This window comes from Streptomyces sp. NPDC050636, from assembly GCF_040654775.1.
Classification (GTDB): domain Bacteria; phylum Actinomycetota; class Actinomycetes; order Streptomycetales; family Streptomycetaceae; genus Streptomyces.
In genome coordinates, this window is the sequence record NZ_JBFAIP010000068.1 from 20268 (window position 1) to 36449 (window position 16182).

At 72.9% G+C, this 16182-nt stretch carries 11 protein-coding genes; 9 read left to right on the forward strand and 2 right to left on the reverse strand.

Annotation, left to right across the window (positions count from 1 at the left end):
- Positions 1–119 precede the first annotated feature (119 nt).
- Both AB0I10_RS30870 and AB0I10_RS30875 read left to right on the forward strand, forming a co-directional pair.
- Positions 120–3905 (forward strand): glycosyltransferase, encoded by a 3786-nt coding sequence (locus AB0I10_RS30870; protein ID WP_363155968.1) that lies wholly within the window; start codon positions 120–122, stop codon positions 3903–3905.
- Entirely contained in the window at positions 3902–5491 is a 1590-nt protein-coding gene (locus AB0I10_RS30875) for a DUF5719 family protein (RefSeq protein WP_363155969.1), read from the forward strand. The genes AB0I10_RS30870 and AB0I10_RS30875 overlap by 4 nt, the downstream gene beginning before the upstream one ends.
- A 108-nt stretch (positions 5492–5599) precedes the next feature.
- On the opposite strand, the gene AB0I10_RS30880 is transcribed toward AB0I10_RS30875, so the two are convergent.
- On the reverse strand, positions 5600–6067 hold the full coding sequence (locus AB0I10_RS30880; RefSeq protein ID WP_363155970.1) for a metallopeptidase family protein: 468 nt from the start codon (positions 6065–6067) through the stop codon (positions 5600–5602).
- Positions 6068–6337: 270 nt separating this feature from the next.
- Between AB0I10_RS30880 and AB0I10_RS30885 the strand changes: the two genes are divergently transcribed.
- The 6 genes from AB0I10_RS30885 (at position 6338) to AB0I10_RS30910 (ending at position 12399) form a co-directional block, all read left to right on the forward strand.
- Positions 6338–6781: a DUF3499 domain-containing protein gene (locus AB0I10_RS30885; RefSeq protein WP_363155971.1), complete on the forward strand. Its 444-nt coding sequence runs from the start codon at positions 6338–6340 to the stop codon at positions 6779–6781.
- Between the two features lie 198 nt (positions 6782–6979).
- Positions 6980–8338 (forward strand): phosphomannomutase/phosphoglucomutase, encoded by a 1359-nt coding sequence (locus tag AB0I10_RS30890; protein WP_363155972.1) that lies wholly within the window; start codon positions 6980–6982, stop codon positions 8336–8338.
- Positions 8339–8517: 179 nt separating this feature from the next.
- A complete protein-coding gene (locus tag AB0I10_RS30895) occupies positions 8518–8706 on the forward strand; it encodes a Trm112 family protein (protein ID WP_363155973.1) in 189 nt (62 codons plus the stop codon).
- 111 nt (positions 8707–8817) lie between these two features.
- A complete protein-coding gene (locus AB0I10_RS30900) occupies positions 8818–9957 on the forward strand; it encodes an SIS domain-containing protein (protein ID WP_363155974.1) in 1140 nt (379 codons plus the stop codon).
- A 95-nt stretch (positions 9958–10052) separates the two neighbouring features.
- Entirely contained in the window at positions 10053–11294 is a 1242-nt protein-coding gene (manA, locus tag AB0I10_RS30905; RefSeq protein WP_363155975.1) for a mannose-6-phosphate isomerase, class I, read from the forward strand.
- A gap of 145 nt (positions 11295–11439) precedes the next feature.
- Positions 11440–12399 carry a cation diffusion facilitator family transporter gene (locus tag AB0I10_RS30910; RefSeq protein WP_363155976.1) on the forward strand — a complete coding sequence of 320 codons (960 nt, stop codon included), beginning with the start codon at positions 11440–11442 and terminating at the stop codon, positions 12397–12399.
- 325 nt (positions 12400–12724) lie between these two features.
- On the opposite strand, the gene AB0I10_RS30915 is transcribed toward AB0I10_RS30910, so the two are convergent.
- Positions 12725–14953: a fructose-specific PTS transporter subunit EIIC gene (locus AB0I10_RS30915; protein WP_363155977.1), complete on the reverse strand. Its 2229-nt coding sequence runs from the start codon at positions 14951–14953 to the stop codon at positions 12725–12727.
- Positions 14954–15412: 459 nt separating this feature from the next.
- Here AB0I10_RS30915 and AB0I10_RS30920 point away from each other — a divergent pair.
- On the forward strand, positions 15413–16182 hold a 770-nt coding region (locus AB0I10_RS30920; protein ID WP_363155978.1), incomplete at its 3' end, for an adenosylhomocysteinase.

Below are 16182 nucleotides of genomic sequence, written 5' to 3' on the forward strand. Positions count from 1 at the left end.
CGCCCGCGTCCGCAGGACTCACCCGCCTAGTAGTCCGTCGCAGTGTCTTCCGGGGGCGGGGGCCTTGAGCGACTTCGCCACGGGCCCCGAACTCCCGGGTCCGGAGGGCCCGTACCTCGATGTCCGTGCACAGCCAGTCGGCGGCCCAGACCGCCTCATACGCAGCCGCCACCCCAGAGTTCCCCCGGCATGTCGTCACCGCCGTGATCGTCTCCCACGACGGCGCCCGCTGGCTGCCCGACGCACTGGCCGGGCTGCTCGGCCAGGAGCGCCCGGTGCAGAACGTCATGGGCGCCGACACCGGCAGCGCGGACGACTCCGCCCGGCTGCTCGCCGAGGCCATCGGGGACCAGCGGGTGCTGCATCTCGCCCGCCGTTCCGGATTCGGCACCGCCGTCGACGAAGCCGTCCGCACGGCCGGCGTGCTGACCCCGGACGACCTGCCCTACCTGAAGCGCCCCAGCGGCTGGGACCCCGTCAGCCGCACCTGGCACGACGAGGCGTACGAGATGCCGGAACTCCCGCACGGGGAGCCGGTCCAGTGGCTGTGGCTGCTGCACGACGACTGCGCGCCCGAGCCGGACGCGCTCGCCGAGCTGCTGCGGGTCGCCGACGCCAGCCCCTCCACCGTCATCGTCGGCCCCAAGCTGCGCAGCTGGTACGACCGCCGCCAGCTGCTGGAGACGGGTGTCACCATCGCGCGCAGCGGCCGCCGTTGGACCGGCCTGGACCGCCGTGAACAGGACCAGGGGCAGCACGACCAGGTACGTCCCGTACTGTCCGTTTCCACCGCCGGTATGCTCATCCGCCGCGACATCTACGAGGAGTTGGGCGGCTTCGACCGCCGGCTGCCGCTGATGCGCGACGACGTGGACCTGTGCTGGCGCGCCCAGGCGGCCGGCCACCAAGTGCTCATCGCACCGGACGCGATCCTGCGGCACGCCGAGGCCTCCGCCCGCGAACGCCGCCCCATCGACTGCGTCGGCCGTTCCGTCGCCAACCCGCACCGCGTCGACAAGGCCGGCGCCGTCTACACGCTGCTGGCCAACACCCGCGGCGGGCTGCTCCCGTACGTCCTGCTCCGGCTGCTGCTCGGCACCTTCCTGCGGGTCGTCGCCTACCTCGTCGGCAAGGTCCCCGGCCAGGCGCTGGACGAACTCGCCGGGCTCTTCGGCACCCTGCTGCGGCCCGGCAAGATCCTCGCCGCACGCAAGCGGAGAGGCCGTCCCGCGGTGGACGCCGCCGAGCTGCGGCCGCTCTTCCCGCCACCGGGCGCGACCGTACGCGCCACCGTCGAACAGGTCGCGGGCAACCTCGGCGGGCGCGCCGCACCGGACGTGGCCTCGGCCGGACGGCACGGCGCCGTGGAGTCCGGGCCCGGCGGTGACGACGCCGACTTCCTGGAGGTCGAGCAGTTCGCCCGGCTCAAGCGGATCGCCCGCAAGCCCGGCCCGGTGCTCTTCCTCGTCCTGCTGCTGGTCTCCCTGATCGCCTGCCGCGGGCTGCTCGGCTCCGGGGCGCTGACCGGCGGCGCGATGCTGCCCGCGCCCGCGGACGTGTCCGACCTGTGGTCGTCCTATCTCGACAGCTGGCATGCCGTCGGCGTCGGCGACACCGCCTCCGCGCCCCCCTACCTGGCGATCCTCGCCCTGGTGTCCAGCATCTTCCTTGGCAGCACCGGCTTCACCGTCACCCTGCTGCTGGTCTGCTCCGTCCCCCTGGCCGGACTGACCGCCTACTTCGCCTCCCGCCCGCTGGTCGCCTCCCGGCTGCTGCGCGCCTGGGGCAGCATCGCGTACGCGTTCCTGCCCGCCACCGCCGGCGCGCTCGCCGGCGGCCGGCTGGGCACCACCGTGCTCGCCATCCTGCTGCCCCTGATGGCGCGCGCCGCCATCGCCGCGAGCGGCCTGCGCCTGCCGCACGGCGTCCGCCCCAGCTGGCGTGCCGCCTGGGCGTACGCGCTGCTGGTCACCTTCACCATGGCGCTCACCCCGGTCGTCTGGCCGATCGCGGTCCTGCTCGGCATCGGTCTCCTGGTGCTGCGCATCCTCGACGGCAGCCGCGACCTCCTGTTCGCGTACGTGCTGCGCTTCCTGGCCGTGGCGATCGCTCCGCTCGTCGTCCTCGCCCCCTGGTCGCTGTCGCTGCTCACACACCCCGGGCGGTTCTTCCAGGAGGCCGGGCTCGACTACGGCTCCGGCTCCGCCTCCGTACTGGACCTCATCGGGCTCAGCCCCGGCGGCCCGAAGGCCGCCGGCGGGGTGCTGCTGATCGGTGTGGCGCTGGCCGCGCTCGCCGCGACGCTGCGCGACGAACGGCAGACCGCGATCCGTACCGCCTGGGCGGTGGCGGTGACCGGGCTGCTGTTCGCGGCGCTCGGCAACGCCTCCGGCTGGACCGGGCCCGCGATGCTCGTCTACGGCCTGGCGCTGCTGTGCGCCGCGGTGCTCGGCGCCGAGGGCATCCGCACCCGTATGGCCACCATGGGCTTCGGCTGGAAGCAGCCGGTCGCCGTGCTGATCGCGCTGGCCTCCGTACTCGCCCCGCTCTACGCCGCGGTCAGCTGGATGATCACCGGCGCGGCCGGCCCCCTGGAGCGGCGCGACCCGGTGCAGGTCCCGGCGTTCGTCGCCGAGGAGTCCGGCACCGCCGACCGCGCCCGCACGCTGGTCCTCGACGGCAGGCCCGGACATGTCGACTACACCCTCGTCCGCGGTTCGGGCGCCCGGCTCGGTGACGCGGACCTGGCCGCCGAGGCGGGCGGGAACACGCGGCTCGGCGGCATCGTCGCCAACCTTGTGGCCGGCTCCGGCGCCGACCAGACCACCCAGCTCGGCGGCTACGCGGTGCGCTACATCCTGGTGCGCGACGGCGCCCCGCGCGAAATGGGCCGGGTGCTGGACACGACACCGGGGCTGACCCGGCTCAGCCAGGACGACGGCAGTGCCCTGTGGCGGGTGGACCGGCGGGTCTCGCGGGTCTCCATCGTCGCGAGCGAGGCCGAGGACGGCACCCGGGCGGGCGAGGCGGCCGCGCCGATCGCCGTGGCGGCCGGGCCGGTCGAGGCACACACCCGGGTCCCCGGCGGCGACACCGGCCGGGTGCTGCGGATCGCGGACGCCGCCGACGAGGGCTGGCGGGCCACGCTCAACGGCACCCCGCTCAAGCCCGTGACGCTCGACGGCTGGGCGCAGGGCTTCCAGCTCCCCGCGGGCGGCGGACGCCTCGACCTCACCCACGAGAACCCGCTCAGCCACAACCTCTGGCTCTGGGCGCAGGGCCTGCTCGCCGTCGTCCTGGTGGTGATGGCCCTGCCGGGCCGCCGCCGGGAGATCGACGACGATCTGCCCGATGACGCGGTGGCCGCCGCGGCTGCCGCACAGGCCGCCGGGGCCTCCGGCGAGGGCCGTCGGGCGCGCCGCCTGCGGGCCGCGGCCGAGGCCGCCGGCGAGGCACCGGACCCGGGCGTTCCGGCGGCGCGGACCGGCGAGGAGATCCCGGCCGCTCCCACCGCCCCGACGACCGTCCACGACCCCGCGCAGAGCGGCGACCCGTACGCGGCGGTGCCGCAGCAGCAGTCGTACGAGGAATGGCAGGCCGCCCAGCAGGGCCAGCCGGTCCACCCCGGTGACCAGCAGCCCTACGCGCCCGCCGACCCGTACCAGACCCAGCAGCACACCTACGGGCAGCAGCCGTACCCGTCGGCGGACCCCTACCAGGCCGACCCGTATCCGGCGGACCCCTACCAGGCGGGCCAGTACGACCCGTACGGCTACGGGCAGCAGCCCGGATACGACGGCCAGCAGCAGCCCCAGCCCTACGACGACGGCACTGTGTACCCCGGGTACCCCGGGTCCTCCGGCTCCTTCCCCGAGCCGCGCCGTGACGGGAGCGACCAGCAGTGAAGCGCACCATGATGTCCCTGACCGGCGCGGCCGTCGCGCTCGCCGCCGTCACCGGTGTCGCCGCCCTCGCGGCCCCGGGCGGCGGGACACCGGACGCGTCCGGCAGCGGCACCCGGATGCCCGTCCAGCGCTCCGCGCTGCTCTGCCCCGCCCCGACCTCCTCGGAGGTCGGCGAGACGACGTACACCTCCTTCGCCCCCAAGGGCGCCGCCGGCGCCGGCGCGAAGAAGGGCACCGCCCAACTGCTGCCCGCGGGCACCGTCAAGGACGTCGGCGGCGGCACCGGCAGCGGCAAGGGGAGCAAGGCCGGGAAGGGCGGCAAGGACGCCAAGGCCCAGGACGGCGGCTCGGGTGATCAGCGGGTCGACCCGCCGCGCGACACCAAGCCCGTCGCGCCGCTGAAGGAGGCCGGGAAACCGGTCACCGCGACGGCCGACGGCGCGGACGCGCCCGCCCTCGACGGCGCCGCCGACGGTGAGCTCGCACCCGGCTGGACCGTCCAGCAGACCACCACCGTCGCGGCCGGCACCGGCCGCGGGCTCCTCGGCCTGACCTGCACGGCACCGGACACCACGTTCTGGTTCCCCGGTGTGAGCACCGACAGGGGCCGCCAGGACTATGTCCACCTGACCAACCCCGGCTCGACCGAGGTCACCGTCGACCTTGAACTGCACGGCAAGGACGGGCCGTTGACCACCGCGGTCCCCGACGGCGTCCAGGTGCCGCCGCACTCCACGTACCCGGTGCTGCTCAACACCCTCACCAGCGCCCCGGCCACCAACGCCGCGCTGCACGTCACCGCCCGCCACGGCCGGATCGGCGCCGCCGTCCAGTCCCGCGACGCCGAGCTCGGCAGCGACTGGCTGCCCGCCGCCGCCGATCCGTCGTCGAGCGTAGTGCTGCCCGGCATCCCGGCCGACGCCACCGCCGTCCGGCTGGTCGCTGTGGCCCCCGGTGAGTCCGACGCCGACCTGAACGTGCGACTGGCCACCCCGACCGGTCTGATCACCCCGGCCGGTCTGGAAACGCTGCACGTCAAGAGCGGTATGACCACGGCCGTCGACCTCAAGGACATCACCAAGGGCGAGGCCGGTTCGCTGGTGCTGACGCCCGCCGACGGCTCCAAGGCCCCGGTCGCGGCCGCGCTGCGGGTGACCCGCGGCAAGGGTGACAGGCAGGAGATGGCGTTCATCCCGTCGTCCCGGCCGGTCACGACCCGCGCCACGGCCGCCGACAACCGCGCCAAGGGCAGCACCCTCTCGCTGGTCGCACCCGAGAAGGGCAAGGACGCGAAGGTCAAGGTCACCGCGTCCGCCGGAAGCGGCGGCGGCACCCCGGTCGCCAAGACGTACACGGTCAAGGGCGGCACCACCATGGCCGTCGAACCGCCGCGCCCGCAGGGCCTCAAGGGCTCCTACGCGCTGACCGTCGAGCCGGAACAGGGCAGCGGACCGGTCTACGCGGCACGCATGCTGGCGCTGCCGCAGGGCGGGATCCCGGCCTTCACCGTCCAGCCGCTGCCCGACGACCGGGGCACGGTCGTCGTCCCGACCGCAGGGCAGGACCTGTCGCTCCTGACGGACTAGGGCCTTTCCGACCCTGATCCACCGGACAGGCCGTAAGACACCCGCCACCACGCCCCGGCGACGGAAGGCCGTCAAGCGGCCTTCCGTGCCACCGCCCCGTACCGGCCGTCAGTCCTGCCCGTACCGCGGGTCCACCGACTCCGGTGCCAGCCCGAGGAGTTCGGCGACCTGCTCCACGACCACCTCGTGGACCAGCAGCGCCCGCTCGTCGCGGCTCTTCGTACGGATCTCGACCGGCCTGCGGTAGATCACGATCCGGTCGCGATGTCCGCCGCCGGCCGGCAGCACCCGGCCGAGCGGCACGGTGCCGTCGTCCGCGTCCGGCCCCGCACCCCCATCCCGGACCTCCCGGCCGAAACCGGGCACCTCAAGGACCATGAAGTCGACCTCGGAGAGCTGCGGCCAGCGCCGCTCCAGCCGGTCCCGGGAGTCATACACAAGATCCACGAAGGCGTCGGCGCGGGTCACCGAAAGGGGCACCTGGGGAGGTGCGATCGGGCCGCGCATGCCACGGCCATGGCGGTCGCGGCGGCGGATTCGCGGCTCCGTCGGTCGGGGCGGTACGGGGGTGTCCATCAGCATCGAGCGTAACCGTCAAGGGGTGGCCCGGACTGCCGAGCGCGGCAATACGCGTCATGTCGCCGGGTGACCGGTCCGGTCCGCGTTGCGTTCGTTTGCCTCCCCGCATGAGATCGCGGAGATCCCGCGGAATGACATGAAATGCGCCGAGTGGTGACGGGGCCGTGACGGGATTCTTCCCCGCACGCCGTCCAGCGGGCCGGGCCCGTCGCAGGTCAGGTCGAGCGGGTGCAGGTCAGACGCATCGGACGAAGCGGGACGACACGGTTGGGTGAGCGGGGGGAGAGTCGTCGCGGCCCGCTCAAGAGTGCGGTACCGTCCAACGTCGTGAGCCCTGTACGTCGCTGTTCGCGCACTGCGTGCGGCCGCCCCGCCGTCGCAACGCTGACGTACGTCTATGCGGACTCGACCGCCGTGCTCGGACCGCTCGCCACCTACGCCGAACCGCACTGCTATGACCTGTGCGCCCAGCACTCGGAGCGGCTGACCGCCCCGCGCGGCTGGGAGGTCGTCCGCCTCGCCATCGACTCGGGCCCGCCCCAGCCCAGCGGCGACGATCTCGAAGCCCTCGCCAACGCCGTACGCGAGGCCGCCCGCCCGCAGGAACGCGCCGCCGGCGCAGGCGGCGGCCGATCGGGCGCCGCCGACTCCCAGCCGATGGAGGTGGCCCGCCGAGGCCACCTCAGGGTGCTGCGCTCCCCGGACTCCTGAGCACAACCGACGACGCTCACCCCACACCGGCTTCTCAACTCCCCACCCACGTCTCCATCCACGTCCCCATCCACGCGAGGGGTCGGGGTCGCAGGGCGACGTCCGGAGGCGCGGGACCGCACCCCCCACCGGACCGGGCCGAGCGCAGCGAACCGGCTACGTTGGGTACCCCACAAAGACCCCCAGGAGGGCTGGCTTGTGACCGACCTGTCGCAGATCGTCAAGGCGTACGACGTACGTGGTGTCGTCCCGTCCCAGTGGGACGAAGCGCTGGCGGAGCTGTTCGGCGCGGCCTTCGCCGAGGTCACCGGCGCGACCGCGATCGTCATCGGGCACGACATGCGCCCCTCGTCCCCCGGCCTGTCGGGCGCGTTCGCACGCGGCGCGGCGGCGCGCGGCGTGGACGTCACCGAGATCGGGCTCTGCTCGACCGACGAGCTGTACTTCGCCAGCGGCGCCCTCGGCCTTCCCGGCGCGATGTTCACCGCCTCGCACAACCCCGCCCAGTACAACGGCATCAAGATGTGCCGGGCGGGCGCGGCCCCGGTCGGCCAGGACACCGGTCTCGCCGACATCCGCGCACTGGTCGAGCGCTGGTCTGACGAGGGGGCCCCGCAGCCGGCCGCCGAGCGGGGCACCGTCACGCAGCGCGACGTCCTCGGCGAATACGCCGCCCATCTGCGCGGCCTGGTGGACCTGAGCGGCATCCGCCCGCTGAAGGTCGTGGTGGACGCCGGCAACGGCATGGGCGGGCACACCGTACCGACCGTCTTCGAGGGCCTGCCGCTCGAACTCGACGCGATGTACTTCGAGTTGGACGGCTCTTTCCCGAACCACGAGGCCAACCCGCTGGACCCGAAGAACATCGTCGACCTCCAGGCGCGGGTGCGCGAGGTGGGCGCGGACCTCGGTCTCGCCTTCGACGGCGACGCGGACCGCTGCTTCGTGGTCGACGAGAACGGCGACCCGGTCTCGCCGTCCGCGATCACCGCGCTGGTCGCCGCCCGCGAGCTGGCCAAGCACCCCGGCGGCACGGTCATCCACAACTGCATCACCTCCTGGTCCGTACCGGAGGTCGTCAAGGAGAACGGCGGCAGCCCCGTCCGCACCCGCGTCGGCCACTCCTTCATCAAGGAGGAAATGGCCAAGACCGGCGCGATCTTCGGTGGCGAGCACTCGGCGCACTACTACTTCCGCGACTTCTGGAACGCCGACACCGGCATGCTCGCCGCCATGCACGTCCTGGCGGCCCTCGGCGGGCAGGAGAGGCCGCTGTCGCAGCTGGTCGCGCAGTACGACCGGTACGCGGCCTCCGGCGAGATCAACAGCACCGTCGACGACCAGGCGGGGAGGCTGGCCGCGATCAAGGCCGCGTACGAGGGCCGCGAGGGCGTCGCCATCGACGAGCTGGACGGGCTGACGGTCACCGCCGGCGACTGGTGGTTCAACGTACGCGCCTCGAACACGGAGCCGCTGCTGCGACTGAACGTGGAGGCCCGGGACACCGGCACCGCCGACCGGGTCCGGGACGAAGCACTGGCGATCATCCACGGCTGAGGGCTGAGGGCGGGGCGAGCCGGTGTGGCACGGGGTGACAGCGCCACACCGGCCGCCCGGCCCCCCACCGGACCGGCCCCCGACCCCGCCCACCACCCGTCATCCCCGCTGAGCAGGCCCCGGCACCCCGTCCGGCGGTACGCTGGCCACGCCGCAACCACCCCGAAGGAGCAGCCTCCATGCCGGTCGAAGCCAGCCTGATCGAGATCCTCGCCTGCCCGGCGTGCCACGCCCCGCTGGAGGACCGCACCGCGGCCGACCCCGCCGAACTCCTCTGCACCTCCGCGGACTGCGGCCTCGCCTACCCCGTCCGGGACGGCATCCCCGTACTCCTCGTCGACGAGGCAGTCCCTCATGGCCCTTCGTAGCCCTGAAGGCACGGGAGGTGCCCCCACCCCCGCCTGACCGGGCAGCGCCGGGCCCGCCCCGGCACCGCCCGGCGTTCCCCCGCCCGTACCGGCGATCGGAGGCCGCGCCCCATGCTCGACGAGTCACTCCTCGACACTCCTGAGGCGCTGTCCGGCGCCGACCGGTTCGGGCTGCTGCGCGGCGTCGCCGAATCCGGCGCCCGGGTCCGCACCGCCGCCCGCAGCGCCGCCGAAGCCGGCATCCCCGGCCTGACGCCCGACGGCCGGCCACGCTCCGTCCTCGTCGCCGGACCCGGCCCCGCCGCCTCCTGCGTCGCCGAACTCGTCGGCGCGCTCAGCGGCGGCAGCTGCCCCGTCACCCTCATCCCGCCCACCGGCGTCGCCCCGCTCCCCGGAGCGCTGCGCTGGACGCTGCCCGGCTGGACCGGCCCCGCGGACCTGCTGCTGCTCGCCGGCCCGGACGGCTCCGACCCCGGCCTGGCCGAGCTGGTCGAGCAGGCCTACCGCCGCGGCTGCGCCGTCGTCGCCGTCACCCCCGGCGGCGCCCCGCTCGCCGAGGCCATCGTCCAGGCCCGCGGCCTCGCCGTCCCGCTGGCGACCACCCCGTACGACGCCGAATTCGACGTCGAGGGCGCGCCCCCGGCCGCCCCCGGCACCCTCTGGTCGCTGCTCATCCCGATCCTCGCGCTCGCCGACCGGATCGGCCTGCTCACCGCGCCACCCGACGCACTGAACCACCTCGCCGACCGCCTAGACCAGCTCGCCCAGCGCTGCGGCCCGGCGGTCGCCACGTACACCAACCCGGCCAAGACCCTGGCCGCCGACCTCGCCGAGGCGCTGCCGCTGATCTGGACGGAAGGCACCGTCGCCGGAGCCGTCGGCCGGCACTTCGCGACCGTGCTCGCCGGACTGGCCGGGATCCCCGCGCTCGTCGCCGAGCTGCCCGAGGCGCTCACCACACACCGCCCGCTGCTGTCCGGCTCGCTGGCCGCCGGCGCCGACCCGGACGACTTCTTCCGCGACCGCGTCGAGCAGCCCGCCGCCCTGCACGCCAGGATCCTGCTGCTGCGCGACCGGCGGGAGCCGGGACCGCTGTCCGCCACCCGCGCCGCCAACGCGCTCGCCAACGAATGCGAGACCGCCATCAGCGAGCTCGGACCGGAGAGCGGCAGCGAACTGGAAAGCGCCGCAGAACTGCTAGCCATCACGGATTTCGCCGCCGTTTACCTCGCGCTCGCCGACACCGAGTGATCATGGAGGCCGGACCCCGCGGCACGCCTCCGGGCACACCGCGGCCCCCGTAGACACGTTCATACGCGTACGACACATCAGGAAGCTGCAGCCCCATGGACCGCCTCGCCAATACCGTGCGCCCCTACGCCTGGGGCTCCACCACCGCCATCCCGGAGCTCCTCGGCGTCGAGCCGACCGGCGCACCGCAGGCCGAGATGTGGATGGGCGCCCACCCCGGGGCCCCCTCCCGTATCGACCGCGGCTCGGGCCCGGTCTCGCTGGCCGACGTGATCGACGCCGCCCCGGAGACCGAACTGGGCGCCGACGCCGTCCGTGCCTTCGGACCCCGGCTGCCCTTCCTGCTCAAGCTGCTCGCGGCCGGCTCACCGCTCTCCCTCCAGGTCCACCCCGACCTGGCCCAGGCCAAGGAGGGCTTCGCCGACGAGGAGCGGCGCGGCGTCCCGATCGACGCCGGGCACCGCAACTACAAGGACGCCAACCACAAGCCCGAGCTGATCTGCGCCCTCACCCCCTTCGACGGGCTCTGCGGCTTCCGGCACCCCGCCCAAACCGCCGACCTCATGGAGGGCCTGGGCGTCGACGGCCTCAAGCCATATGTCGACATACTGCGCGCCAGCCCCGAGGAGTCCGCGCTGCGCGAGGTCCTCACCGCCGTCCTCACCGCCGAACACGACGCGATGACCGAGACCGTCGAGCGGGCCGCCACCGCGGCCGAGCGCCTCGGAGCCGAGGAGGGCCCGTACGCCGCCGCCTACGCCGCGTACGCCGCCACCGCCCACCACTACCCGGGCGACCCCGGCGTCATCGCCGCCATGCTGCTCAACCACGTACGGCTCCAGCCCGGCGAGGCGCTCTTCCTCGGCGCCGGCATCCCGCACGCCTACCTCAACGGCCTCGGCGTCGAGCTGATGGCCAACTCCGACAACGTGCTGCGCTGCGGCCTCACCCCCAAGCACGTCGACGTCCCCGAACTGCTGCGGATCGTCCGCTTCGAATCCGGCGACGCGGGCGTCCTGCGCCCCGAGGCGGACGGCGCCGAAGAGATCTACGAGACCCCCATCGACGAATTCCGGCTCTCCCGCTTCGTCCTCGCCCCCGGCGGCACCCCCCGCCCGCTCGACGCCCGTGCGCCGCAGGTGCTGCTGTGCACGGCCGGCACCGTGCGGCTGCGGGCCCGGGAGGGCACGGCGGTGAACGGCAGCGTGGCGGTCGACGACACCGGGCTCGCGACGGAACTGACGCTCGCCCCCGGGGAGTCGGCGTTCGTACGGGCCGGTGAACACCTCACGGTCTCCGGGGACGGCACGCTCTTCCGCGCGACGGTCGTCGTCTAGGGCTCCTCGGCGTGTCCGCGGAGACGACCGTCGGGTGGCCTCATGACGGCGTTCCGGAAGCGGGCTGCAACAATGACCGCCGCATCGTAATTAAAGGGGCGGTAAAGCGGTAGAGCTCCGTCGACGGAAGGGACATGCGGCACTTATGAGCGCATCAGGCGGGACAAAGGCCATCGTCGCGGCGCTGGGCGCCAACCTGGCGATCGCCGCAGCGAAATTCGTGGCCTTCGCTTTCAGCGGCTCGTCCTCGATGCTGGCCGAAGGCGTGCACTCGGTCGCGGACTCCGGCAACCAGGGCCTGCTGCTGCTCGGCGGCAAGAAGGCCAAGCGCGCAGCGACCGAGGAACACCCCTTCGGCTACGGCCGCGAGCGGTACATCTACGGCTTCCTGGTCTCCATCGTCCTGTTCACCATCGGCGGCGTCTTCGCTCTCTACGAGGGCTACGAGAAGATCCACGACCCGCACGAGCTGGACAACTGGTTCTGGCCGGTCGGCGTCCTGGTCTTCGCGATCATCGCCGAGAGCTTCTCCTTCCGTATGGCCATCAAGGAGTCCAACGAGCTGCGCGGCAAGCAGACCTGGGCCCAGTTCGTCCGCCGCGCCAAGGCCCCCGAGCTGCCGGTCGTGCTGCTGGAGGACTTCGGCGCGCTGGTCGGCCTGGTCCTCGCGCTCGGCGGCGTCGGACTCACCCTCGCCACCGGTAACGGCGTCTGGGACGGCATCGGCACCATGTGCATCGGCGCGCTGCTCGTGCTGATCGCGCTGGTCCTCGCCGCCGAGACCAAGTCGCTGCTGCTGGGCGAGGCCGCCGGCCCCGAGCAGGTCGCCAAGATCCGCGCCGCGGTCATCGAAGGGGAGGGCGTCACCGCCCTCATCCACATGCGCACCCTCCACCTCGGCCCCGAGGAACTGCTGGTCGCCGCCAAGATCGCGGTCCGGCAAGACGCCACGGCCACCCAGGTCGCGGACGCCATCAACGCCGCCGAGGCCCGCATCCGCGAGGCGGTGCCGATCGCCCGGGTCATCTACCTGGAGCCGGACATCTACAACGAGGCTGCGGCCGCCGCCGGCAGCGCCCCGGAGAAGACGCCGGGCGGCCACTGAGCACCGCCCCGTCACCACGCAGGCACCAAGGCCCCCGCACTCCTGGTGAGTGCGGGGGCCTTTGTGCGTGTGGAGGTCTTTTGCCGGCCGGCATCGTCAGGGGCGGTCGGCATCGCCAGGGTCGCCGGCATCGTGGGACCGCCGGCATCGTCAGGGGCCGGCCGGCATCGTCAGGGGCCGGGCGACGTCGTGAGGGCGGGCAGCGTCTCGCCGACCAGCGACTCGCCGACCAGCGTGGTGAGCCACGGGAATACCACCCCGTAACCCCCACGTTCTGGCCCGCAGGGGGCTCTTTGACCCCCTACGGGATCTGTTCGCCCACGCCCTACTGGATCTCCCCCAGGACACGCAGCACTTCCGCCTCGTCCGCCGCCTCCTGCAGCCGGGCCCGGAAGTCGCCGTCCATCAGCTTCCGCGACAACAGCGCCAGGATGCGCAGATGCTCATCCCCGGCCGCCGCCTCGGGCACCGAGATCATGAACACCAGCTTGGCGAGCGTCCCGTCCAGCGAGCCCCAGTCGATGCCGTCCGCGGAGCGGGCGAAGGCGACCACCGGCGCGGTCACCGCGTCCGTCTTGGCATGCGGAATGGCGATCTCCTCGCCGAGTCCGGTGGTGCCCTGCGCCTCACGGGCCAGCGCCACCCGGACCAGCTCATCGACGTCCGCCACCTTGCCGCTACCGGCCGCCAGCTCGGCCATCTCGCGGATGGCCGCCTCCTTGCCGCCGGAGTCGAGCCGCGTCTTCACGGTCCGCTCGGTGAGATAGCCGGAGAGGACGTCGGTGTCGGTGCCTGTGACAGTGCCCGTGCCCGTGTCGGTGTCAGTGCCCGTCTCGGTGACGACGTGGGTGCCGGCGTCGGAGTCGTCAGCGTCCGTGGCGCCCGTGGCGTCCGTGGCGTGCGTGGCATTTGTGTCCACGAGAGCGGGCGCCGTGGCCGCGGCCGTGGTTGTGACCGCGACAGCGGCCGTACGGGACGCCGTGCCGCCCCCGCCCCCGACCCCGGCAGCCCCGGCCCCGACCCCCGCCAACGCCGGCTCCGGCTCCGGCCCGGCCATCGGCGGCACCACCGGCACCACCGGCACCCCGCCCTTCCGCCGCTCCGCGATGTCCACCAGCGTCACCGTGGCGAGCGCCGTGACCACCGAACCGACGGCGACCGCGATGAAGAACGCCGGCACCCCGCCGACCGCACCGAGCACCGCCACGATCGGACCGCCGTGCGGCACCGCGTCCGTCAGCCCCGTCATGCCCGCGACGGCACCGGCCACCGCGCCACCGAGCATGTTCGCCGGGATGACCTGCGCGGGCCGCGCCGCCGCGAACGGGATCGCGCCCTCGGAGATCCCGAAGAGCCCCATGAACAACGCCGCCATACCGGTCTCCCGCTCCTGCTCGGAGTAGAGACGCCTACGGATCAGCGTGGCCAGCCCCTGCCCGAGCGGCATGACGGGGATCGCGGCGGCACACATGCCCATCACGGTCTGGTTGCCGGACGCGATCAGCCCCGCACCGAAGAGGAACGCGGTCTTGTTGACCGGACCGCCCATGTCGAACGCGATCATCAGGCCGAGGACCGCGCCCAGCAGAATCGCGCTGGACCCGGTCATCCCGCCGAGCAGATCGGTGAGATGCGTGAACACCCATGAGATCGGCCGGCCGATGACGTAGATGAAGAACAGCCCGAGCGCGGTCGTCGCCACGATCGGGATCACGATGATCGGCATGATCGGCTGGACGAACTTCGGGACCCTGACCTTCTTGATCCACAGCACCAGATAGCCGGCCAGGAAGCCCGTGACGATGGCGCCGATGAAGCCCGCGCCCGCCTTGGAGTCGTACAGCTCGCCGGTGTTGGCGATCCAGCCGCCGATCATGCCCGGCACCAGCGCCGGCCGGTCCCCGATCGCGTACGCGATATAGCCGGACAGGATCGGCACCATCAGCTTGAAGCCGATGTCACCGATGTTGAAGACGTCCTCCCAGAAGGAGCCCGGGGGGATCTTCAGGCCGTCCGGCGTCGGATGGCCTCCCAGGGCCAGCGATATCGCGATCAGCAGCCCGCCGACCACCACGAACGGGATCATGTAACTGACACCGTTCATCAGCGCCTTGTACGCGACGCTGCGTTCCTTGCCACCTCCGCTTCCACCGCCCCCGCCCGCGGCGGTCCCGGAACCGTCCCCGTCGCCGTCGTACACCGGCGCGCTCTGCACCCGCTCGATCAGCTGCCAGGGGTGATGGATGCCCTCGGCGACCCCGACCGCCAAGACCTTCTTGCCGACGAACCGGCTGCGGTCGACGTCCTTGTCCGCGGCGATGATGATGCCGTCCGCGTTCTTGACATCGTTGTCAGACAGTACGTTCTCGGCCCCGATCGAGCCTTGGGTCTCCACCTTGATCTCATGGCCGAGGGACCCGGCGGCCTGGGCCAGCTTCTCCGCGGCCATGTACGTGTGGGCGATGCCGGTCGGGCAGGCGGTCACTGCGAGCAGCTTCAGCCCCTGCCCGCTCTTCGCCGCGCCCTTGGGGGGATCGGCCGGACTGGTGGTCACGTGGTTCTCCTAACGAGCGTGCGCGCGAATCGTGCGAGTGTCCTCGCGCTCCCCGCATCCTGCAATACGCGGCACCGGGAACCAACAGGTGTGACAGGGAACGCAGTGTTCACGGCACCCGGCGGCCCGCCCAAGACCCTGAAGGGACACCACAGAGGCTTCGCCGAGCGCCGTCCGCCCGCCCACGGGCGCATGGATCAGGCCGATGTGGACTGGGGCCACTGGGCCGATCGGTGTAGATTCGTGCCCAGTGCCAGACGTCGCTGCTGATGGCGGTCGGGCGGCCCGCCCAGCGGACCGGCCGAGGGAGAGAGGGCCTCCGACGGACTGCGCTGCGGCCAGGGGGAGAAGTGTGTCCGCTTCCGCGTACGCTCCTCGCCCCAGTACCGCTGGGGGACCCCAGCCCGCGCCGCAGACTGCCCAGCCCGAATCCACCTCGACCCTCGAGGAGCAGCCCGTATGACGAGCGCAGCCACCGGCCAGGACTTCAAGGTCGCCGACCTTTCCCTCGCCGCCTTCGGCCGCAAGGAGATCACTCTCGCCGAGCACGAGATGCCCGGCCTGATGTCGATCCGCAAGGAGTACGCCGCCGCCCAGCCGCTGGCCGGCGCCCGGGTGACCGGTTCCCTGCACATGACCGTGCAGACCGCCGTCCTGATCGAGACCCTGGTCGCCCTGGGCGCCGAGGTCCGCTGGGCGTCGTGCAACATCTTCTCCACCCAGGACCACGCCGCCGCGGCCATCGCCGTCGGCCCCAACGGCACGCCGGACGCGCCGCAGGGTGTCCCGGTCTTCGCCTGGAAGGGCGAGTCCCTGGAGGAGTACTGGTGGTGCACGGAGCAGGCCCTGACCTGGCCGAACTCGCCCACCGGCGGCCCGAACATGATCCTCGACGACGGTGGTGACGCCACCCTCCTGGTCCACAAGGGCGTCGAGTACGAGAAGGCCGGCAAGGTTCCGTCGGTCGAGACGGCCGAGAGCGACGAGCACCGCGCCATCCTGGAGCTGCTCACCCGCACGATCGCCGAGACCTCGGACAAGTGGACCAAGCTGGCCTCGGAGATCCGCGGTGTCACCGAGGAGACCACCACCGGCGTTCACCGTCTCTACGAGATGCAGCGTGACGGCGACCTCCTGTTCCCGGCGATCAATGTGAACGACGCCGTGACGAAGTCGAAGTTCGACAACAAGTACGGCTGCCGCCACTCCCTGATCGACGGCATCAACCG